The following is a 21766-nucleotide window of genomic DNA, read 5'->3' on the forward strand; positions in this document are numbered from 1 at the left end:
TGCTTTCAATCATGGTGCGGAAGGAGAGACTTGAACTCTCACACCTTGCGGCGCCAGAACCTAAATCTGGTGCGTCTACCAATTTCGCCACTTCCGCAAATTGTTTTACCTAACCCTCAAAAGAGGCTTAAGTGATGTTTGGTGCGAAGGGAGAGACTTGAACTCTCACGTCCGTTAGGACACTAACACCTGAAGCTAGCGCGTCTACCAATTCCGCCACCATCGCATTTTTTGCCTGATATTGAGCTTAGCTCGGAGACACTGGTAAGGTGTCTTATCTAGCAGAAAGTCATGAGACTTTCGAATAAGTGGTGGCTACGACGGGATTCGAACCTGTGACCCCATCATTATGAGTGATGTGCTCTAACCAACTGAGCTACGTAGCCAACCTAAAATATGGCTGGGGTACCTGGATTCGAACCAGGGAATGGCGGCATCAAAAGCCGCTGCCTTACCGCTTGGCGATACCCCAACAGCAACCACGCTCGAAAGCATGATCTTCAAATAATGGTGCGGAAGGAGAGACTTGAACTCTCACACCTTGCGGCGCCAGAACCTAAATCTGGTGCGTCTACCAATTTCGCCACTTCCGCATCTAATTGTTATCTCAACCTTAAAAAGGAGGAGATGGCGCGACCGGGAGGATTCGAACCTCCGACCGCCTGGTTCGTAGCCAGGTACTCTATCCAGCTGAGCTACGGTCGCGTTCTGGCTGGGGTACCTGGATTCGAACCAGGGAATGGCGGCATCAAAAGCCGCTGCCTTACCGCTTGGCGATACCCCAACAGAGGCGCGTATAATATTGCGGATTAGGTAGGCCGTCAACCCCCATTTTTCTGTTTGCTGATGTTTTGAGCTAAAAATGAAAAAACACCGCTTTTGCGGTGTTTTTTCTTCAAAATTGGCGATTATTTGTTCTTGGTTGGACGTTGCCAGCCATCAAGGGTACGCGCTTTGGCACGTGTGATGATGAGTTGGTCTTCACCCACGTTGGTCGTAACCGTCGTGCCAGCACCTACCGTCGCCCCTTTTTTAATGGTCACAGGTGCCACAAGCTGGCTGTCAGAGCCAATAAATACGTCATCTTCGATGATGGTCTTGTGTTTATTCGCGCCATCATAGTTACAAGTAATAGTACCCGCACCAATATTTACGCGATCGCCAATCTCAGCATCACCCAAGTAGGTCAGGTGATTTGCCTTAGAGCCTTGCCCTAAACGTGCGTTTTTAACTTCCACGAAGTTACCCACGTGAGAATCACCCACCAGCTCCGCACCTGGACGTAGACGAGTAAACGGTCCAACCGTGCAGTCTTCTCCAACAGATGCACCTTCAATAACACTATAAGGACGCACAATCGTGTTGTCGTCAATCTCACAGTCTTTCAGCACACAACCCGCACCGATGACGACATTGTCGCCCAGCGTCACTGAGCCTTCGATAACCACGTTAACGTCTATTTCAACGTCTGTGCCGCACTGCAACTGACCACGAAGGTCAAAACGCGCAGGGTCACGCAGCATCACGCCGCTTTCCAGAAGCTTTTCAGCTTGCGCCGCTTGATAAGCACGCTCCAAGCGCGCCAATTGAATGCGATTGTTGACGCCTTCTACTTCAATGGCACTTTCAGGGTGAACCGCTTCTACTGCACGGCCTTCTGCGTGCGCAATCGCAATCACATCTGTTAGGTAGTATTCACCTTGTGCGTTTTCATTTTTAAGCGCAGACAGCCAGCGACGCAGATCACGGCCTGTTGCCACCATCACACCGGTGTTGATTTCTTTAATCAGCTTTTGCTCTTGTGACGCATCTTTGTCTTCAACGATTGCCACAACAGGGCCATTGCGGCGAACAATACGGCCGTAACCTGCAGGGTTGTCTAATACCACGGTCAACAACGCAATACCGTCAACCGGTTGAGCATCCAGCAAGTTCTCAATGGTTTGTTCAGAAATAAGTGGAACATCCCCATAAAGAATCAATACTTGCTCTTCGTCGTGAAACTCAGGTGCTGCTTGTGCTACAGCGTGACCCGTTCCCAACTGCTCTGCCTGAAGCACCCACTGAACAGGCTCTTCTGCCAGTGCTGCTTTCATTGCTTCACCGCCATGGCCATAAACCAGATGAAGGTTTTGAGCCCCCAACGAGGTGCATGTATCAATCACATGCTTGACCATTGGCTTACCCGCCAGGGTATGAAGAACTTTTGGCAGATTGGAATACATACGGGTCCCTTTACCCGCAGCCAGAATCACAGCACTGAAACTCATGAAGTCGACATCCTTTGTATCTAGATTACACGTCAAATTATTGGCTATTATTGTAGCCTTTTCCCTACCTAAACGGGATAACTCATTAAAGAAAATTGAAATTTACCGACACACTATCGGAGTTAATAGACACTTTTTCTTGAGTAATCTGCAAATATAAAAAAGGCGACCTTATTAGGTCGCCTTTCAGCTTTTGGTGCGTTACCGGATTTAGCGTGCCTTTTTCGTCAGCTCGATTACTCGAAGCTGGGCAATCGCTTTAGCCAGATCACTGGCCGCCTGAGCAAAGTCCATATCTCCGTGCTTATTGAGGATACGGTCCTCAGCACGGCGCTTCGCTTCTTCTGCCTTAGCTTGATCCAAGTCGACACCGCGAATTGCAGTATCTGCCAGCACGGTAACCGTACTAGGTTGCACTTCTAACATACCGCCAGAAAGGTAAATTACCTCTTCATGGCCATGCTGTTTGATAATGCGGATCATACCTGGCGTAATGGCGGTCAGCAGCGGAGTGTGACTAGGATGAATACCCAGTTCACCTTCGCTACCAGTAACCTGAATAGATTCAGCACGGCCTGAAAACAATTGTTTCTCCGCACTTACTACATCCAGGTGGAAGGTCATCGCTGCCATATCGCCTCCTAACAACCGTTACAGGTTCTTCGCTTTTTCGAGGACTTCTTCGATACCACCACAGTACAGGAATGCCTGCTCTGGGATATCGTCGTACTCACCACTCATCAAGCCTTTAAAGCCTGCGATGGTTTCTTTCAGCGAAACGTAGACACCTGGTTGGCCGGTGAAGACTTCTGCTACGTGGTAAGGCTGCGTCAAGAAACGTTCAATCTTACGTGCACGAGATACCGCAAGTTTATCGTCTTCTGACAGCTCATCCATACCCAGGATAGCAATGATGTCTTTCAGCTCTTTGTAACGTTGCAGTACAGACTGAACGCCACGCGCAACATCATAGTGCTCTTGACCAATGACCAGAGGATCAAGCTGACGAGACGTCGAATCCAGTGGGTCGATCGCTGGGTACAGACCCAAAGAAGCGATGTTACGTGAAAGTACAACGGTTGCATCCAAGTGAGCAAACGTGGTTGCTGGTGATGGATCCGTCAAGTCATCCGCAGGAACGTAAACGGCCTGAACAGATGTGATAGAACCACTCTTGGTTGAAGTGATACGCTCTTGGAGTACACCCATCTCTTCTGCCAGCGTAGGCTGGTAACCTACCGCAGAAGGCATACGACCCAACAGTGCAGATACTTCTGTACCCGCCAAGGTGTAACGATAGATGTTATCGATGAACAACAGTACGTCACGGCCTTCGTCACGGAACTTCTCAGCCATAGTCAGGCCAGTAAGCGCAACGCGCAGACGGTTACCTGGTGGCTCGTTCATCTGACCATAAACCATGGCTACTTTTGATTCTGCTGGGTTCTCGATGTTTACAACACCGGCTTCCTGCATTTCGAAGTAGAAGTCATTACCTTCACGAGTACGTTCACCAACACCCGCGAACACTGATAGACCTGAGTGCTGCAGTGCGATGTTGTTGATAAGCTCCATCATGTTAACGGTCTTACCTACACCTGCACCACCGAACAGACCGATTTTACCACCCTTCGCAAATGGGCAAACCAAGTCGATTACTTTTACACCGGTTTCTAGCAGCTCAGTCGCATTGGACTGCTCTTCGTAGCTTGGAGCACTACGGTGGATTGAGTAACGCTCTTTCTCACCGATATCACCACGCTCGTCGATTGAATCACCCAGAACGTTCATGATACGTCCAAGAGTTTCTATACCTACTGGTACTTCAATCGGCTTACCTGTGTTCTCTACTTCCAGTCCACGACGCAGACCATCAGACGAACCCATCGCGATGGTACGGACGATACCACCACCCAGCTGTTGCTGAACTTCCAGCACCAGACGCTCGCCTTCACGTTTCACGTTCAGGGCATCATATACCTGAGGTACTGATTCCTGCGGAAACTCCACGTCGACTACCGCACCGATGATCTGAACGATCTTACCTGTAGCCATCGTTATTCCTCTAAAATAGTTCGTTGGCCCTTGCCTTACACCGCAGCTGCACCGGAGACAATCTCCGAGAGCTCTTGTGTAATTGCAGTCTGACGGGCTTTGTTATACACCAGTTGCAGTTCATCAATCAGATCACCTGCATTATCTGTTGCAGCCTTCATCGCAACCATTCGCGCAGCTTGTTCGCACGCGAGGTTTTCAACCACACCTTGGTATACCTGAGATTCGACATAGCGAACGAGCAGGGTATCCAGAAGTGGTTTTGGCTCAGGCTCGTAGATATAGTCCCAAGCGTGGCTGCGTTTCATGCTCTCGTCTTCTGACTTAGGCAAAGGCAGCAATTGATCGATCACTGGTTCCTGCGTCATGGTATTTACAAACTTGTTGTAAACCAGATACAAACGATCCAGTTGGCCTTCATCATATTTATTCAGCATCACACCGACCGTACCGATCAGATCTTCCAGTGAAGGGTTATCACCCAAACCAGAAACTTGTGCTGAAACATTTCCGCCGTAGCTGTTAAAAAATGCCGTTGCTTTCGCACCAATCAGGGCAGTTTCAACTTCTGCGCCTTGTTGGGTCCACGTTTGCATTTCATTAATCGCGCGCTTGAACAAGTTGATGTTCAAGCCGCCACACAGGCCGCGGTCAGATGATACGATGATGTAACCGACGCGCTTGGCTTCACGCTCTTCCAAATAAGGATGGCGATACTCTAGTTTGCCAAGGGCGACATGACCGATCACTTTGCGCATAGTGGTCGCGTATGGACGAGAAGACTCCATTGCGTCTTGCGAACGACGCATTTTTGAAGCTGCTACCATTTCCATCGCTTTAGTGATCTTCTGTGTACTTTTTACACTTCCGATCTTGTTACGAATTTCTTTTGCGCCGGCCATCGTTACTCTCCGTTGTCAGAAGGCCGCTTTCGCGGCCTTCCACGCATTACCAGGTTTGCGTTGCCTTGAAGTCTTCAACCAGCTTCGCCAGTTGCGCTTCAATATCGCTGTTGTAGTCGCCAGTCTCATCGATGAGAGCAACCAGCTCGGCAAACTGACCTTTAGCATACGCCAATAGAGCAGCTTCGAAGTCCGCCAGCTTAGTCAGTTCGATGTCTGACAGATGACCTTTTTCAGCTGCAAAAATCATCAATCCCTGTTCAAAAACAGACATTGGTGCATATTGCTTCTGCTTCATCAGCTCAGTCACTTTTTGACCATGGTTCAGCTGCTTTTTAGTCGCTTCATCAAGGTCAGAAGAGAACTGTGCGAACGCCGCAAGTTCACGGTACTGAGCCAGTGCGGTACGGATACCACCAGACAGTTTCTTGATGATCTTAGTCTGAGCAGAACCACCTACACGCGATACCGAAATACCTGGGTCAACCGCTGGACGAATACCAGAGTTGAACAGTTCGGATTGCAGGAAGATCTGACCATCAGTGATCGAGATAACGTTGGTAGGTACGAACGCAGATACGTCACCCGCTTGGGTTTCGATGATTGGCAGCGCGGTCAAAGAACCGGTTTTGCCTTTCACTTCACCATTGGTGAATTTTTCGACGTAATCAGCATTTACACGTGCAGCACGTTCTAGCAGACGGGAGTGAAGATAGAAAACATCACCTGGGAATGCTTCACGGCCTGGTGGACGACGCAGTAGTAGCGAAATCTGACGATAAGCAACAGCTTGCTTTGACAGATCATCGTAAACAATCAGCGCGTCTTCACCGCGGTCACGGAAGTACTCACCCATCGCACAACCTGAATACGGTGCCAGATATTGCAGAGCCGCTGCTTCAGAAGCAGATGCTACAACAACAATGGTGTTTTTCAGTGCGTCGTGCTCTTCCAGTTTGCGAACCACGTTAGCGATGGTTGACGCTTTCTGGCCGATAGCCACGTAGATAGAGTAAATACCAGAGTTCTTCTGGTTGATGATCGCATCGATTGCCAGAGCCGTTTTACCGGTCTGACGGTCACCGATAACTAGCTCACGCTGGCCACGGCCGATTGGGATCATGGCGTCAACCGCCTTGTAACCAGTCTGTACAGGTTGGTCTACTGACTGACGCGCGATTACGCCAGGTGCAATCACTTCTACTGGAGAAGTCAGTGCAGCATTGATAGGACCTTTACCATCGATAGGCTCACCCAAAGTGTTAACCACACGACCCAGCAGTTCTGGACCTACTGGTACTTCTAGAATGCGACCTGTACCGGTTACTTTCATGCCTTCCTGAAGGTCAGCATATGGACCCATAACAACCGCACCTACAGAATCACGCTCAAGGTTGAGCGCAAGTGCATAACGGTTGCCTGGTAGTTCAATCATTTCACCTTGCATAGCGTCAGCAAGGCCATGGATGCGAATGATACCGTCGCTGACTGACACGATGGTACCTTCGTTTCGCGCTTCACTTACAACGTTGAATTTTTCAATTCGTTGTTTGATCAGATCGCTAATTTCCGTGGAATTAAGTTGCATGCTCCAATTCCCCAAATCAAGACTGCAATGCATCGCTCAGACGGCGCACACGGCCGCTTACTGAGTTATCGATGACCAAGTCTCCAGCTCGAATCACAACCCCGGCAACCAGGGTCTCGTCTACACTACAGTTCAGCTTCACTTTTCGCTCAAGGCGGGCTTCTAGCTTACTGGCAATAGCGTCCAATTGCGCTTCATCTAGCGCGACTGCAGAAACAACTTCAACATCAATTTGTTTCTCGTAGTCATGGCGAAGAACCATAAACTGGGCACATACGTCCGGCAGTGCTTTTAAGCGTCCATTTTCAGCCATTACCTTCACCAGGTTTTGACCAAATTCATTGAGCTGCTCACCGCACACTGAGAGAAAAATCTCAGTCAACTTATCAGCTGAATGCATACCACCAAGATAATCTTCAATGGTTTCATTGCGGGCGACTTCAGCAGCGAAAGTCAGCATTTCAGACCATTGGTCTAATTCGCTTTTTTCCACTGCCAAGTCGAAGGCTGCTTTAGCGTAGGGGCGTGCGATAGTAGTCAGTTCAGACATAGCTGCCCCTCCTTGTTAAAGTTCTGCAGTGATTTTATCGAGAATATCTTTATGAGCATTCGCATCAATCGAACGCTCTAGGATTTTCTCAGCACCGATAACGGCTAGAGTAGCAACTTGTTTTCGCAGTTCATCGCGGGCACGGTTGCGTTCAGCTTCCAGTTCAGCCTGTCCTTGGTTAAGGATGTTTTCGCGTTCCACATTTGCTTCTTCGCGGGCTTGATCCAAAATTTGTGCTTTACGCTTATTAGCCTGTTCGATGATCTCAGTTGCAGCGCGTTTTGCTTCTTTCATTTGATCAGAAGCATTCGCCTGGGCCAAGTTCAGGTCTTTTGCGGCGCGCTCGGCTGCCGCAAGTCCGTCAGCAATTTTCTTCTGACGTTCTTCAATCGCCTGCATGATGGGTGGCCATACATATTTCATGCAGAACACCACAAACATAAAGAATGCGATCGCCTGGCCAAATAGAGTTGCGTTGATATTCACAACAGCGCCTCCCAGTTAGTTAGCTACAGGTACGATACAGGCGACTTAACCCAGCTGACCGACGAATGGGTTTGCAAAGGTGAACAGCAGTGCGATTACGATACCGATCATTGGAACCGCATCCAGCAGACCAGCAATGATGAACATCTTAACTTGCAGCATAGGAGCCATCTCTGGTTGACGAGCTGCACCCTCAAGGAATTTACCGCCAAGCAGTGCGAAACCGATCGCAGTACCCAGGGAAGCAAGACCTACAATGATGCCAACGGCAATTGCAGAAAAGCTCAATAAAGTTTCCATCACTATCTCCAGTTTCTTGTTGTCGGCCTACTATTTACGCCGGAAGGTCTAACAAAAGTTGCTTACTAAATTACGTATTAATGTGAATCTTCATGTGCCTGAGACAGGTACACGATGGTCAGCATCATAAAGACGAACGCTTGGATGGTAATAACCAGAATGTGGAAGATTGCCCACGGTAACGAACCCAACCATTGCGCCCACCACGGCAGAAGTGCCGCAATCAGGATAAATACCACCTCACCAGCAAACATGTTACCGAACAGACGCATGCCAAGAGAAATAGGTTTCGCCAGTAGCGATACCACTTCCAACAGCAGGTTGAACGGGATCATGATTGGGTGGTTGAACGGGTGAAGTGCCAGCTCTTTAGCAAAACCGCCAAGACCTTTCACCTTGATGCTGTAGTAAATCATCAAGAAGAAAACGCCAAGCGCCATTGCCAGGGTGATATTTACGTCTGCCGTTGGTACTACCTTCATGTAAGGAATACCAAGCAATTCCGCTGGATAAGGAATAAAGTCGATAGGCACAAGGTCCATCGTATTCATCAGAAATATCCAGACGAAAATGGTCAGAGCCAGAGGCGCAATCAGTGGATTTTTACCATGAAAAGTCTCTCGAACGTTCTCATCAACGAATTCGACCAACATTTCCACAAAACACTGAAGCTTTCCTGGTACTCCGGTGGTTGCTTTCTTCGCCACAGAGCGGAACAGCCATAGAAAGCCGAAACCGATCAGGACTGAGAAAAACAGGCTATCAATGTGCACCGACCAGAAGCTGCCCTCACTCGCCAATCCAAGCTTGTCCGTAGACAGGTTGGTTAGGTGGTGCGAGATGTAACTGGAAGGTGTAAGCGCTTCACCTGGCGCAGCCATAACTCATCCTATTTGTTGTTGTTAATGAATAAAACTGGTGCAAGGATGTTAATTCCGAGAACCAGCAAATAGGTCAGTTTGAGGGGAACAAGTTCCACCTCGGCATACAGGTAAACAACGGAGAATAAAACGACTGTCAGAAGGATTTTGAGCACTTCACCGCTAAAAAACGATGCAACGATAAGTTTTGCTGCTCTCGCCCCACTAAATAGGAATGCACACAGCGCGAACGCTGCATTGGCAACTACAAAGATGCCCCCGCCAATTAACGCGGAAATTCCCCAGTCGACATTGACGGTAGTCACCATCAAGATTGCCGTTGCTAACACGACGCACGCTTGTAACAGCAGCAACCTTTTCGCAAGCTTGCGACCTGGTCGCGCGAGCGTCGATACCATGTATTCGTTCCTCGATTCCTTTCCTCTTTGCACTATGTCGTGCTGGGAAAACTGCAAAAATTATACGGGTCACCTTTTTGATTGCAATCTGATTGCACCAAAAATGGAGACTAAATTTTACAACAGAGTAACCTGATCACAGTAAGAAAAAATATGTAACAGAAAGCTAACGCGTGACATCACACTTAGTCGCTGATGGTTGCAAGAATTTGCAGTAATTTTTCTTGGTGATCAAAGTTTATTGTTATTTTGCCCTTGCCGCCTTTCGCTTGAGTAATGGTGACATTGGTGCCCAAACGATGACCGAGCTTTTCCTGAATTGCTTCAAATTCAGGAGATAAACTATTTACCACTTTATCAGTAACAGGTGTAAGCATTTTCTTCACCAATGCTTCTGTTTGTCTGACGGTCATTTTTTTGTTTACGGAAACCAACGCAGCCTCAATTTGGGCTTCGCCTTCAAGTGCTAGCAATGCACGAGCATGACCCATTTCAAGTTGTCGATTCAGCAATAGCTTTTTCACACCAGCATCTAAGCCGTTTAGGCGAAGTAAATTGCTGATGGTCGTTCTCGATTTACCTAATGCTTCAGCGAGCTGCTGATGTGTGAGGGAGAAGTCTTGGACAAGCTTTTCTAAAGCTTCAGCCTCTTCCATGGCATTGAGGTCTTCACGTTGAATGTTCTCGATCAACGCGATGGCACTGGCGGCTTTATCTGTTAAATCTCGCACCAAACACGGGACATGTGTCAGTCCTGCCATCTTAGATGCGCGAAAACGTCGCTCGCCGGCAATAATTTCGTATTGCTGTGCCGATGTCATTCTTACCACAAGTGGCTGAATGACACCTTGCGCACGAATTGATTCCGCCAATTCTTCCAGTGCATCTGCTGCCATTTCTTGTCGAGGCTGATAAGTGCCAGGATAAAGTTGGTTTAATGGCAAGTGCTGTAATTCACTGTTTGCAGCAGTTTTGTGTGATTCATTGTTTAAATCGACACGTGACTGCGCCTGTGCGCTGGTCGCAAGAAGTGCATCGAGCCCTTTGCCCAATCCACGTTTTGTTGCGTTCATTGGCATTCCTTTAAGACACGTTGGCTATGTTTTGTGTTTGTCGCGCTTGCTCTTCACGTCTGAGAATCTCGCCAGCCAATGCTAGGTAAGATTTTGCGCCGCTGGAGTGCTTGTCGTAGTACATGGCTGGTTTACCATGACTCGGTGCTTCCGCTAAACGTACGTTACGCGGGATCACTGTGCGATATACTTTGTCGCCAAAGTGCTTTTTGATCTGATCGGATACTTCTGTCGCCAATCGATTACGCGGGTCATACATGGTTCGCAGCAGCCCTTCAACATGAAGATCTGCATTCACCACACTCGCCAGCTTGCTGATGGTGTCCATCAACGCTGTTAGCCCTTCCAATGCAAAATACTCACATTGCATTGGGACCAGAACCGAGTTCGCCGCCGTCATGGCGTTGATTGTAAGGAGGTTCAGAGAAGGCGGACAGTCGATAAAGATGAAATCATAGTTTTCACGAATGCCATCTAATGCATTGCGCAGCCTAACTTCTCGGGCAAACACTTCCATCAATTTTATTTCTGCCGCCGTGACATCACCATTCGCAGCAATCAAATGGTAGCCACCCGTCGTATCGGTCACGACCACATCGTTAAACGGTGTTTCTTCTACGAGCAGTTCATAGGCTGTGGCGTCGACATTGTATTTGTCCACACCACTAGCCATGGTGGCGTTCCCTTGCGGGTCGAGGTCTATAACAAGCACCTTACGCTGAGTTGCTGCAAGCGATGCAGCAAGATTTATACAGGTTGTCGTTTTACCGACGCCCCCTTTCTGGTTGGCAATTGCTATGACTTTTCCCACAAGTAAACCTCGCCCAAAAAACCTATCTAGCCAAGATTACTAGATGACGTTGACCTTCCAATCCCGGAACAGTCAAAGGTTTGATATCGGTCACAGAACAATCAGAAGGCAGGTCATCAATTTCGACTTGATCCACTTGTCCTTTCAGTGCGAGGAACACACCTTTGTCATTTGGCAGGTGATGACACCAGCTCACCATGTCATTCATTGAAGCAAATGCACGGCTTAATACGCCATCAAAACCCACATCCGGCTGGAAATCTTCTACGCGACTTTGCACAGCCGTTACGTTGGAGATTTTTAGTTCATGGATCACTTGGCGAATAAAGCGAATTCGCTTCCCTAGGCTATCTAGCAAAGTAAACGACTTCTCTGGATTAATGATCGCGAGTGGGATCCCAGGCAGCCCTGGACCTGTACCAACATCGATGAACGTCGATCCTGTCAGGTGTTGGCTAACCACGATACTGTCCATGATGTGTTTAACGATCATTTCTTGTGGATCGCGAACCGAGGTCAAGTTATACGCTTTGTTCCATTTGTGAAGCATTTCAACATAGCCCAGAAGCTGGGCTTGTTGATCCGCAGGAATATCCATTCCTGCGTCTGAAATTAGTTGTGCAAGACGTTGTTTCACAGAGAATTACGCTCCCTTTTTGAGCATGCCTTGTTTCTTAAGATGTACCAGCAGAATTGAGATCGCTGCAGGCGTAATACCGGAAATACGAGACGCTTTCCCAATGGTTTCAGGGCGTGCATCTTGCAGTTTTGCCACGACCTCGTTAGACAAACCTTTGATTTGTTTGTAATCCAACTCGAGAGGCAATTGGGTGTTTTCATGACGCGTAGATTTCTCAATCTCGTCTTTCTGGCGATTAATGTAACCGGCGTATTTCACCTGAATCTCGACCTGCTCACTCGCTTGTGTGTCTTCCATCGCTGGCGCAAACACAGGGTTGGCCACCAATTGGTCGTAGGTCACTTCAGGGCGACGAAGTAGGTCTTCACCGCTCGCTTCGCGAGACAGCGGCGCTTTCAAAAAGGCATTGATAGATTCTGCATGCTCAGAGGTTGGATGAATCCACGTGCTGCGAAGACGCTGTGCTTCCAACTCGATGTTTTCCAACTTCTCGTTGAAACGTGCCCAACGCGCATCGTCAACGAGGCCCAACGCACGACCTGTTTCGGTCAGACGCAGATCCGCGTTATCTTCACGCAACAGCAGGCGGTATTCCGCACGCGAGGTGAACATACGGTAAGGTTCTTTCGTACCCATGGTCGACAAATCGTCGATCAGAACACCCATGTACGCTTGATCACGGCGTGGACACCAGCCTTCCTTCTCCTGAGCGAACAATGCTGCGTTAGCACCCGCTAGCAGACCTTGCGCGGCCGCTTCTTCGTACCCAGTCGTACCATTGATTTGGCCCGCAAAGAACAAGCCTTTGATAAATTTAGTTTCAAAGGTTTGTTTCAGATCGCGAGGATCGAAGAAATCGTACTCGATCGCATAGCCTGGACGGATCACACGTGCATTCTCAAAACCTTTGATCGAGTGGATGATACCCATCTGCACATCGAACGGCAGGCTGGTGGAAATGCCGTTTGGATAAAGTTCATGTGTCGTCAGGCCTTCTGGCTCAACGAAAATTTGGTGTTTGTCTTTGTCCGCAAAACGCATCACCTTGTCTTCAATCGACGGGCAATAACGTGGGCCAATACCTTCAATCACACCCGCATACATCGGGCTGCGATCAAGGTTTGCACGAATCACATCATGGGTTTTTTCATTGGTGTACGTGATGTAACAAGGCACCTGACGTGGATGGTCTGAAGCTTTGCCCATAAAGGAAAATACCGGGCATGGGGTATCCCCGTGCTGTTCTTGCATCACGCTAAAATCGACAGTGCGTGCGTCAATACGCGGTGGTGTACCGGTTTTTAAGCGATCAACACGAAACGGCAATTCACGGAGGCGATCCGCCAACGCGATCGACGGTGGATCACCCGCACGGCCACCAGAGTAGTTTTCCAAACCAATATGAATTTTCCCGCCAAGGAAGGTACCTACCGTCAAAACGACAGATTTCGCGCGGAATTTAAGACCCATTTCGGTCACAACACCCGTCACTTGATCCTGTTCAACAATCAGATCTGTAACGGCTTGTTGGAACAGCATAAGGTTAGGTTGGTTTTCCAATGCTTCACGCACAAACGCCTTATAGAGCGCGCGATCCGCTTGTGCACGTGTCGCTCGCACAGCTGGGCCTTTAGACGCGTTCAAGGTGCGAAATTGGATACCACCTTTGTCGATTGCACGTGCCATTAGGCCGCCAAGTGCATCGACTTCTTTCACCAGATGTCCTTTTCCGATCCCGCCAATGGCTGGGTTACATGACATTTGCCCTAACGTATCGATGTTGTGAGTCAACAATAAAGTCTGTTGACCCATTCGTGCTGCGGCCAGTGCGGCTTCTGTACCTGCATGACCACCACCAACAACGATGACGTCAAAGTTATCCTGGTAAAACATGGTGTGACCTCAAAAAAGAATGAGTGGATCGGTTTGTTGAGCAAAAGAGGATCATTCTACCGCTTTTCATTATGTGAGAGAACCAAAAGTGTGATCTTTGATCGAAGGGGAAAGCTCTTAAATATATATAAAGATCTTTATATAGATCTTTTATTGTGATCTTTTATTAAGGAAGACGATCTCTGTGGATAAGTGTTAAATGATCAACATGATCATGCATTTATTAAGGATCATTACTTGTGTGTTCCCTTGGATCTACTCTGGGAAATGCTGGGATCAAAATGGCACTTTATCAACAGGGGGGGAGGAGGGTAAAAGTTATTATTGGGATAACTATAGGTTGATCACCGTTTAGATCTATAGTTATCCACAAAGAAAATGTGAGGTTTAAGAATAAAAATTGGTCGAAATTCGAAAAAACTTATTCACATAGGTTTGCTAAATTCTTGGATAACCATACTTCAGCGGGTTCTTCTGGGAGCGGATTTTCAGAAATATCGATGTCTAATCTCTCGATAAGGGGCGTTGCACCGAGCTTTTTTAACAGCGAATCGGCGTTTTTTCCTGCTTCACAAAAGGTATCGTAGCTAGAGTCACCAATGCCGATTACCGCAAAAGATAAGTGGGAAAGATTGGGGGCTTTATCGGCCAGTTCTTCCATGGTTGGGGCGAGGTTTTCGGGGTAATCACCTGCGCCATGCGTTGAGGTAATAAGCAATAATCGATCGCAATCAGTGATGTCAGAAAGCACGGCATCGTTAACGACATTTACGGTTTGACCATGTTGCTCTAAAAGCTCTGCTAAATGATCGCCAACGTACTCAGCCCCACCTAGGGTACTGCCTGTTATCAGGGTTATTGTAGGCATAGGGTTGTCTCTATATCTGGGATTTAGGCCGCTAGTATTGTGGGTGGGGTAGGATCAAGTCAAGTTAGCTAGGGTTACAGTAATCCCTATTATTCATTGGGTTAATGTTTTTAGGTGAGACAGATTGAATTTTGTTTTTCCCTCGACGTTTCGCATTTTTTACGGCTACTAACGCCGTATCGATCAATTGGAAGCCTGCTATACATCCTTGATTTGACGTGCTTACGCCAAGACTTGCGGTGCGTTTGACCGCTGTATGTTCTAGTAATACCACACTTCTATTGATCGCAATTTTTAGTTGTTCAGCTAAACGAATGGCATCACTGGCGTTTACGTTTCGGAGCAAAATTACGAAGGTATCTGCATATAGACGGCTGATAGGAGTGCCTGTCGAAATGTGTTCTTGCAATAAATTGGCGTAATGAATAAGCACCTGATCACCCGTATTTCTGCCATGCATTTCATTGATTTGACGAAAGTCATCAAGGTTGATTGCAATGACAGATAACGGCTGTTGCTTACGTTGTGTTTGAAAGAACAGCTCGTCTGCTTGATTGTAAATACTTTGGGCATTGGCTGTTTCTGTCAGTAAATCATCATGAACAAGACGTCGTGATGATTCATCAATAGAGTGAAGGTCGATGAGATAGAAATCGGTAAGCGCGACGGATGCTAAGACGAGGATGAGAATGACGCATAAGTAAGCGGCTCGTGCGTTCGCATCGGTCAGAGCGAGGATAGGATCTGCAGAAGGGATCGTTTTGGCTAAAAATAACAGAATAATCGCGATCAATGACAAGCCATAGCGCGGTAATCGTTCTTTGGGATCAAACACCAGTACGACTGCCGTCGGAACGACCAGCAATAGCATTTCGGTTTCAAAATTGTCCGATAGCACAAAAAGTGGCAACGAAAATTGCTGGAAAAAGAAGATGATAAACACCCAATACTTTGCGATTTTCAGTAAGCCTTCCCGCGTGAGTACAAAAGAGATGACATAGAGAAGGGCAAACAAGCCATTAAGTAGCGCAACAGATGGGCTGCCAAAAGCAAACCAAAACAGCGCAGAAAACAACAATGTACCACCCGCACACAGCGCGGCCAGCAGATTAACCATACGTAGATGATGGATTTGTAGCTTGTCGTAGCGCTCTATGCCTAAGTTTAGAAGCGGGTTGAGGCTGTTTATCATCTCTTCAATTGTTTGAGAGGGAATGCTACAAAGTGTAGCAAAGGTAAGATAAAGCGAGAGAAAAGAAAAAGCTGCCATAAGGCAGCTTTTTCAATGTTATTTACCGATACAAAAGGAACTGAAGATCCTGCCAAGAAGATCATCAGAGCTGAACTCTCCGGTGATCTCACTCAAGTATTGCTGAGCGATGCGAAGCTCTTCAGCCAAGATCTCTCCGGCCATATAGCCTTCAAGTTGATCTTTACCGGTATTAAGATGGTTTGCAGCGGAATCAAGCGCTTCTAAATGACGACGTCTTGCCATAAAACCGCCTTCTGTTGCGCCTGAAAAGCCCATACAGTCTTTTAGATGGTCACGCAGGGCATCGACGCCTTTACCTGTTTTGGCACTTAGACGAATCAAGGTAGGTTGGCTGGCGTGGCAAATTCCAAGTGTTTCACCGGTAACGTCTGCTTTATTACGGATAACGGTCATGCCGATATTGGCAGGAAGGCGATCAATAAACTCTGGCCAAATTTCTTCAGGGGATGTGGCTTCTGTGGTGGTGCCATCAACCATAAATAAGACGCGATCTGCTTGTGTTATTTCGTCCCAAGCGCGTTCAATGCCGATACGTTCAACTTCATCAGACGCATCACGAAGGCCTGCGGTATCGATAATATGTAGCGGCATGCCATCGATATGGATATGTTCGCGCAGGACGTCGCGAGTGGTACCAGCGATATCAGTTACGATGGCACTGTCCTTGCCAGACAGGGCATTTAGCAGGCTTGATTTACCTGCATTTGGACGACCTGCAATAACGACTTTCATGCCTTCACGCATGATTGCACCTTGGTTTGCCGTTTTTCGAACTTCTGACAACGAAGCGATAATGGCATCAAGATCCGTAGATACTTTGCCGTCAGAGAGAAAATCAATTTCTTCATCAGGAAAATCTATTGCGGCTTCTACATACATTCGCAAGTAAATGAGTGACTCCACCAGCGAATTTACTTTCGTGGAAAACGCACCCTGCAAGCTTTGAAGCGCACTTTTTGCAGCTTGCTCTGAGCTCGCATCAATCAAATCTGCGATCGCTTCTGCTTGTGCCAAATCGAGTTTATCGTTGAGGAAAGCACGTTCAGAAAATTCACCGGGACGCGCGGTGCGGACACCGTCAATGTCCAGAATACGCTTGATCAGCATATCCATGATAACCGGGCCACCGTGGCCTTGAAGCTCTAAAACGTCTTCGCCAGTGAAGGAGTTTGGTGCTTGGAAGTACAGCGCAATGCCTTGGTCCAAAGCATTGCCTTCGCTATCTTTAAAGGGCAGGTACTCTGCGCGACGGACAGGTAACTCTCGTCCCGTAACGGCTTTGGCTACCTCGATGGCTTTAGGGCCAGATACGCGAATGATGCCAACGCCACCGCGACCGGGCGGCGTCGCCTGCGCAACAATAGTGTCAGTGTGAGTCATGTGGGAATACCTGCTCGTAAATATTGAAGCTAGTGTATACCAAATTTGTGGTTTGGCAGTGTCACGTTCAGAAAGAAGAAAGGCGGCCAGTAGGCCGCCTTATTTATATCATTTGCAATTATTTGCGGGTGTGAAGGCCTTTTTTCTCCAGCGCGCGATAAATCAGCGTTTGCTGGATAAGGGTCACAATGTTCGATACCAACCAGTACAGAACCAGACCTGCAGGGAACCACAGGAAGAACACGGTGAACATGACAGGCATGAAGTTCATGATCTTCTGCTGCATTGGGTCAGTCACTGTGCTTGGGCTCATCTTCTGGATCAGGAACATAGACGCACCCATCAGCAATGGCAGCACGTAGTATGGATCCGGTGCTGACAAATCGTGAATCCATAGGATAAACGGTGCATGGCGGAGTTCTACCGATTCCATCAGTGCCCAGTAAAGCGCAATGAAGATAGGCATTTGCAGGATAAGAGGAAGACAGCCACCCAGTGGGTTCACTTTCTCTTTCTTATACAGCTCCATCATTTCCTGGCTCATGCGCTGGCGGTCGTCGCCGATACGCTCGCGCATTTCCTGCAGTTTTGGTTGCAGAAGGCGCATTTTCGCCATGGAGGTGTACTGCGCTTTGGTCAGTGGGTACATTGCACCACGAACCACGAAGGTCAGAATAATGATTGCCACACCCCAGTTACCGACAAAGCCGTGAATGGTTGATAGCAACCAGTGCAGCGGGCTTGCGATAAACCACAACCAACCGTAATCAACAGTCAGGTTTAGGTTCGGCGCGGTTTTTTCCATTTGATCTTGCAGCTTTGGACCTACCCACAATGTTGCATCTAGGTTTACAGTAGAACCTGCTGCAATCGTGGTTGTTGGGTAGCGAACACCGATAAAGCCTTGGCCGTTTGCGGTGCGAGTAAACAGGTTCACGTCAGTTTGATCACGCGGTACCCATGCTGCCACAAAGTAGTGCTGCATCATTGCAGCCCAGCCGTCTTTCGAGATAGTCAGGTTCAGGTTTCTGTCCTTCATATCGTCGAAGCTGTATTTTTCGTATTTTGCATCGTCAGCTGAATACACACCACCACGATAAGTAGGCATGGTCAGGCTGCCGCCATCATCCAACAGATTTTGTTTTAGCTGAGCGTACATCTGAACTGATGCAGACTTATCGCTTTGGTTGTCGATAGTGTAATCAACATCCACAGCGTAGCTATCACGCTTCAAGATAAAGGTTTTGGTATAGGTGATGCCGTCTTTCGTTACGCTCAAAGGAACACGCAACTCTTTTTGTCCATCAGCCAGCGTGAAGTCAGTGCCATTGGCACTAAATTGCGCTCGGCCATCCAAGGTATCGATGCCGTTAGGACCAATTAGGCCACTTTGTGCAACGAAGGTATGGTTTGGCTGGTTTTTCAAAAGAACAAATTTGTCTTCAGAACCGAATTCAGCATCGTATTTGTTCAGCTCAGCGCGAACAATGTCACCGCCTTGTGTATCAACGGTCAAAGTCAGCACATCACTTTTCAGGGTGATCAGCTTGTTAGAGACAGAATCCTGCGTCAGAGGCTGAGTCGCTTCTGAACCAACAGGGACATCACCACTGTGTTGTGCTTGCTGTGTAACGCCCTGACCCTGTGGTTGAGGGTTGGTTGTTTCGTTCCAGTTGAGGTACAACATGAACGATACAAACATAAGGGCAATCAACAGAATATTACGTTGAGAATCCATTGTTAATTGTCTCGATTATTAGGATGATGCGGGGGTACAGGATCGTACCCACCATGATTTAGAGGATGGCATTTTAATAAACGTTTGCCTGCTAACCAACATCCTTTTACCACACCGTGACAATTGACCGCTTCTATGGCGTATTGGGAGCATGTCGGCGTAAAACGACAGCGAGGCCCGAGAAGAGGGCTGATGAAGAGTTGGTAACCGCGAAACAGTCCAGTGACTATTTTTTTCGCGGCGGTCGTGACAAACGTTGCCATAACTTATCAAGCAGCGCGCTCAATTCTTCGTTACTGAGCTCATTCGCACTTTTCTTCGCAATCACAACAAAATCTTTCGCTGGCAGCGAGTGCTGACGCAGACGAAAACTTTCACGAACGAGACGTTTAAAACGGTTTCGGTCGACGGCAAGTTTGATTTGTTTTTTTGGCACAGCCTGACCTAATCGTGGTCGGTCAAGAGTGTTATTGCGGGCAAGAATAGTTAAGTGTGGTGAGCCAGCGCGATGAGGTTGCTGGAAGACAGAGTTGAAATGTTCGGGAGTTAACAGACGTAACTCCCGAGAAAAAGCTAGCTTATTCACTAATAATCACTAGGGATTATTTTGAAAGCTTGCTACGGCCTTTCGCACGGCGAGCGGCAATAACCTTACGGCCGTTCTTAGTTGCCATGCGCGCACGGAAACCGTGAGTGCGCTTACGCTTTAGAACGGAAGGTTGAAAAGTGCGTTTCATGGTTTCTACCTTATTACTGATCAGTTTTTAGGTTTGTTAACCCGACGTGGGACAAAGTCCGACGCCTCTCAACAAAGAGGGCGGATTGTAATCACTGACTGAGTTCTAGTCAATGTTAAAACGATATTCCGCTCTCTTGGGCGCGCAATTATACGTGGTCAATTGACAAGCGCAAGGATCCTTTTGCGATCTTATACACTTTAGCCTGTGATTTATGTGTGTATTGTAGGTGGATTGAGGTTGGATAAGTGTTGCTTATCCTATTTGTCGCAAAAATTTCATGAAAAGATCGGTCATGAAAAGCAGTGGAACGAAACGCAACTATTTGTGACGTTCTTTGCACAAATATTGTCTGAGTTCGAATAATTCTGTGAGTAAGTGGGGTGTTACTTGTGCTGATCACGGGGTTTTTTGTGCGATCTGTGTGTATAACTACGATCTTATTCACTGCAAAAGGGATCTTGTCGCTAGCGATCCTTGCCGTAGAAGTATAAAATTACTTCCCTTTTCATTATTCGAGTGTGGAGTCAGACGTGTCATCTTCGCTTTGGTTGCAGTGCCTTCAGCGCCTTCAAGAGGATCTACCTGCGACAGAATTTAGCATGTGGGTTCGACCGCTTCAGGCGGAGTTAAATGACAATACCCTGACTTTATTCGCGCCTAACCGTTTTGTGTTGGACTGGGTGCGCGATAAGTACATTAACAGTATCAATAACTTACTGAATGAGTTTTGTGGTACTGACGTGCCAATGTTGCGCTTTGAAGTGGGCAGTAAACCTGTTGCACCGATAGCGCCACCTGCTCCACCTGTGTCACCAGCCCCGGTTGCGCCTGCCGCAAAGCCAACTGCTGGACGTACATGGGAACCCGCACCTTCGCCAGTTCAGTCTGACGTTAATCACCGCTCGAATGTGAACCCGAAACACAAGTTCACGAACTTTGTTGAAGGTAAGTCAAACCAACTTGCACTCGCCGCGGCGCGCCAAGTTGCTGATAACCCTGGTGCGGCGTATAACCCTTTATTCCTTTATGGTGGTACGGGTTTAGGTAAAACTCACCTTTTGCATGCGGTTGGCAATGCCATCAGCGATCGCAAGGTGGATGCCCGCGTCGTCTACATGCATTCTGAGCGCTTTGTTCAGGACATGGTTAAAGCCCTGCAGAATAACCAAATTGAAGAATTCAAACGCTACTACCGTAGTGTTGATGCATTGCTGATCGATGACATCCAATTTTTTGCGAATAAAGAACGATCGCAAGAAGAGTTTTTCCATACCTTTAACGCGTTGCTTGAAGGTAACCAGCAAATCATCCTGACGTCAGATCGCTATCCAAAAGAGATTAATGGGGTAGAAGATCGCCTCAAGTCGCGTTTTGGTTGGGGCTTAACCGTTGCGATCGAGCCACCAGAACTCGAAACGCGCGTTGCAATTTTGATGAAAAAGGCGGAAGACCATAATATTCGCTTGCCCGATGAAGTGGCATTTTTCATTGCTAAACGCCTGCGTTCAAATGTTCGTGAACTCGAAGGTGCGCTTAACCGCGTGATAGCGAACGCTAACTTCACTGGTCGAGCCATTACCATTGATTTTGTTCGAGAGGCACTGCGCGACCTGCTAGCATTGCAGGAAAAGTTGGTGACCATCGACAACATTCAGAAAACCGTGGCGGAATACTACAAAATCAAGATGGCGGACTTGCTGTCTAAACGTCGTAGTCGCTCAGTGGCACGTCCTCGTCAGGTGGCGATGGCATTGTCAAAAGAGCTGACCAACCATAGCTTGCCGGAAATTGGTGATGCATTTGGTGGTCGCGATCATACTACGGTACTTCACGCATGCAGAAAAATTGAACAGCTGCGCGAAGAAAGCCACGATATAAAAGAAGATTATTCAAACCTGATCCGGACTCTGTCGTCTTAAT

General features: G+C 47.8%; 22 protein-coding genes and 7 tRNA genes. 1 reads left to right on the top strand and 28 read right to left on the bottom strand.

Annotation, left to right across the window (positions count from 1 at the left end; all coding sequences use genetic code 11):
* Positions 1-12 precede the first annotated feature (12 nt).
* The 28 genes from LRP49_RS22840 to rpmH form a co-directional block, all read right to left on the bottom strand.
* Positions 13-97, bottom strand: a tRNA-Leu gene (locus LRP49_RS22840).
* Positions 98-139: 42 nt separating this feature from the next.
* Positions 140-226, bottom strand: a tRNA-Leu gene (locus tag LRP49_RS22845).
* 83 nt (positions 227-309) lie between these two features.
* Positions 310-386, bottom strand: a tRNA-Met gene (locus LRP49_RS22850).
* Positions 387-397: 11 nt separating this feature from the next.
* A tRNA-Gln gene (locus LRP49_RS22855) sits at positions 398-472 on the bottom strand.
* A 36-nt stretch (positions 473-508) separates the two neighbouring features.
* Positions 509-593, bottom strand: a tRNA-Leu gene (locus LRP49_RS22860).
* Between the two features lie 35 nt (positions 594-628).
* Positions 629-705 (bottom strand) — tRNA-Arg (locus LRP49_RS22865).
* Positions 706-709: 4 nt separating this feature from the next.
* Positions 710-784: transfer RNA gene (locus LRP49_RS22870), tRNA-Gln, on the bottom strand.
* A gap of 124 nt (positions 785-908) precedes the next feature.
* Positions 909-2270, bottom strand: a complete 1362-nt coding sequence (gene glmU, locus LRP49_RS22875; protein WP_274145330.1) for a bifunctional UDP-N-acetylglucosamine diphosphorylase/glucosamine-1-phosphate N-acetyltransferase GlmU — start codon at positions 2268-2270, stop codon at positions 909-911.
* Positions 2271-2480: 210 nt separating this feature from the next.
* Complete coding sequence (locus LRP49_RS22880) at positions 2481-2903, bottom strand: F0F1 ATP synthase subunit epsilon (protein ID WP_078752970.1); 423 nt, start codon at positions 2901-2903, stop codon at positions 2481-2483.
* An 18-nt stretch (positions 2904-2921) separates the two neighbouring features.
* Entirely contained in the window at positions 2922-4325 is a 1404-nt protein-coding gene (atpD, locus tag LRP49_RS22885) for a F0F1 ATP synthase subunit beta (RefSeq protein ID WP_274145331.1), read from the bottom strand.
* A 35-nt stretch (positions 4326-4360) separates the two neighbouring features.
* Positions 4361-5227 (bottom strand): F0F1 ATP synthase subunit gamma, encoded by an 867-nt coding sequence (gene atpG, locus LRP49_RS22890; protein ID WP_274145333.1) that lies wholly within the window; start codon positions 5225-5227, stop codon positions 4361-4363.
* A gap of 46 nt (positions 5228-5273) precedes the next feature.
* Positions 5274-6815 carry a F0F1 ATP synthase subunit alpha gene (atpA, locus tag LRP49_RS22895; protein ID WP_274145335.1) on the bottom strand — a complete coding sequence of 514 codons (1542 nt, stop codon included), beginning with the start codon at positions 6813-6815 and terminating at the stop codon, positions 5274-5276.
* A 16-nt stretch (positions 6816-6831) separates the two neighbouring features.
* Complete coding sequence (gene atpH, locus LRP49_RS22900; RefSeq protein ID WP_274145337.1) at positions 6832-7365, bottom strand: F0F1 ATP synthase subunit delta; 534 nt, start codon at positions 7363-7365, stop codon at positions 6832-6834.
* Between the two features lie 15 nt (positions 7366-7380).
* Positions 7381-7851 carry a F0F1 ATP synthase subunit B gene (gene atpF, locus LRP49_RS22905; RefSeq protein ID WP_274145339.1) on the bottom strand — a complete coding sequence of 157 codons (471 nt, stop codon included), beginning with the start codon at positions 7849-7851 and terminating at the stop codon, positions 7381-7383.
* A gap of 45 nt (positions 7852-7896) precedes the next feature.
* On the bottom strand, positions 7897-8151 hold the full coding sequence (gene atpE, locus LRP49_RS22910) for a F0F1 ATP synthase subunit C (protein ID WP_002540812.1): 255 nt from the start codon (positions 8149-8151) through the stop codon (positions 7897-7899).
* A gap of 77 nt (positions 8152-8228) precedes the next feature.
* Positions 8229-9032: a F0F1 ATP synthase subunit A gene (atpB, locus tag LRP49_RS22915; RefSeq protein WP_274145677.1), complete on the bottom strand. Its 804-nt coding sequence runs from the start codon at positions 9030-9032 to the stop codon at positions 8229-8231.
* An 8-nt stretch (positions 9033-9040) separates the two neighbouring features.
* Positions 9041-9430: a F0F1 ATP synthase subunit I gene (locus LRP49_RS22920; RefSeq protein ID WP_274145679.1), complete on the bottom strand. Its 390-nt coding sequence runs from the start codon at positions 9428-9430 to the stop codon at positions 9041-9043.
* 185 nt (positions 9431-9615) lie between these two features.
* Positions 9616-10503, bottom strand: a complete 888-nt coding sequence (locus LRP49_RS22925) for a ParB/RepB/Spo0J family partition protein (protein WP_274145681.1) — start codon at positions 10501-10503, stop codon at positions 9616-9618.
* A gap of 10 nt (positions 10504-10513) precedes the next feature.
* Positions 10514-11314 carry a ParA family protein gene (locus LRP49_RS22930; protein WP_274145683.1) on the bottom strand — a complete coding sequence of 267 codons (801 nt, stop codon included), beginning with the start codon at positions 11312-11314 and terminating at the stop codon, positions 10514-10516.
* Positions 11315-11336: 22 nt separating this feature from the next.
* On the bottom strand, positions 11337-11951 hold the full coding sequence (gene rsmG, locus LRP49_RS22935; protein ID WP_274145685.1) for a 16S rRNA (guanine(527)-N(7))-methyltransferase RsmG: 615 nt from the start codon (positions 11949-11951) through the stop codon (positions 11337-11339).
* A gap of 6 nt (positions 11952-11957) precedes the next feature.
* Positions 11958-13847: a tRNA uridine-5-carboxymethylaminomethyl(34) synthesis enzyme MnmG gene (gene mnmG / locus LRP49_RS22940; RefSeq protein WP_274145687.1), complete on the bottom strand. Its 1890-nt coding sequence runs from the start codon at positions 13845-13847 to the stop codon at positions 11958-11960.
* 421 nt (positions 13848-14268) lie between these two features.
* Positions 14269-14715, bottom strand: a complete 447-nt coding sequence (gene mioC, locus LRP49_RS22945) for an FMN-binding protein MioC (protein WP_274145689.1) — start codon at positions 14713-14715, stop codon at positions 14269-14271.
* 64 nt (positions 14716-14779) lie between these two features.
* Positions 14780-15985 (bottom strand): GGDEF domain-containing protein, encoded by a 1206-nt coding sequence (locus LRP49_RS22950; protein ID WP_274145690.1) that lies wholly within the window; start codon positions 15983-15985, stop codon positions 14780-14782.
* An 18-nt stretch (positions 15986-16003) separates the two neighbouring features.
* The gene (mnmE, locus tag LRP49_RS22955; protein ID WP_274145692.1) at positions 16004-17368 is read right to left on the bottom strand and encodes a tRNA uridine-5-carboxymethylaminomethyl(34) synthesis GTPase MnmE; all 1365 of its coding nucleotides are present in this window, start codon (positions 17366-17368) and stop codon (positions 16004-16006) included.
* Positions 17369-17486: 118 nt separating this feature from the next.
* Positions 17487-19106 (bottom strand): membrane protein insertase YidC, encoded by a 1620-nt coding sequence (gene yidC, locus LRP49_RS22960; protein WP_274145694.1) that lies wholly within the window; start codon positions 19104-19106, stop codon positions 17487-17489.
* A 2-nt stretch (positions 19107-19108) separates the two neighbouring features.
* A complete protein-coding gene (yidD, locus tag LRP49_RS22965; protein ID WP_274145696.1) occupies positions 19109-19369 on the bottom strand; it encodes a membrane protein insertion efficiency factor YidD in 261 nt (86 codons plus the stop codon).
* Entirely contained in the window at positions 19333-19692 is a 360-nt protein-coding gene (rnpA, locus tag LRP49_RS22970) for a ribonuclease P protein component (protein ID WP_274145697.1), read from the bottom strand. The genes yidD and rnpA overlap by 37 nt, the downstream gene beginning before the upstream one ends.
* 16 nt (positions 19693-19708) lie before the next feature.
* Positions 19709-19843, bottom strand: a complete 135-nt coding sequence (rpmH, locus tag LRP49_RS22975; RefSeq protein WP_002540783.1) for a 50S ribosomal protein L34 — start codon at positions 19841-19843, stop codon at positions 19709-19711.
* A 533-nt stretch (positions 19844-20376) separates the two neighbouring features.
* On the opposite strand from rpmH, the gene dnaA reads away from it, so the two are divergent.
* Positions 20377-21765: a chromosomal replication initiator protein DnaA gene (gene dnaA / locus LRP49_RS22980; protein WP_274145700.1), complete on the top strand. Its 1389-nt coding sequence runs from the start codon at positions 20377-20379 to the stop codon at positions 21763-21765.
* Position 21766: the final 1 nt, after the last annotated feature.

Origin of the sequence: Enterovibrio qingdaonensis (assembly GCF_028683135.1) — a bacterium.
Lineage (GTDB): Bacteria > Pseudomonadota > Gammaproteobacteria > Enterobacterales > Vibrionaceae > Enterovibrio > Enterovibrio qingdaonensis.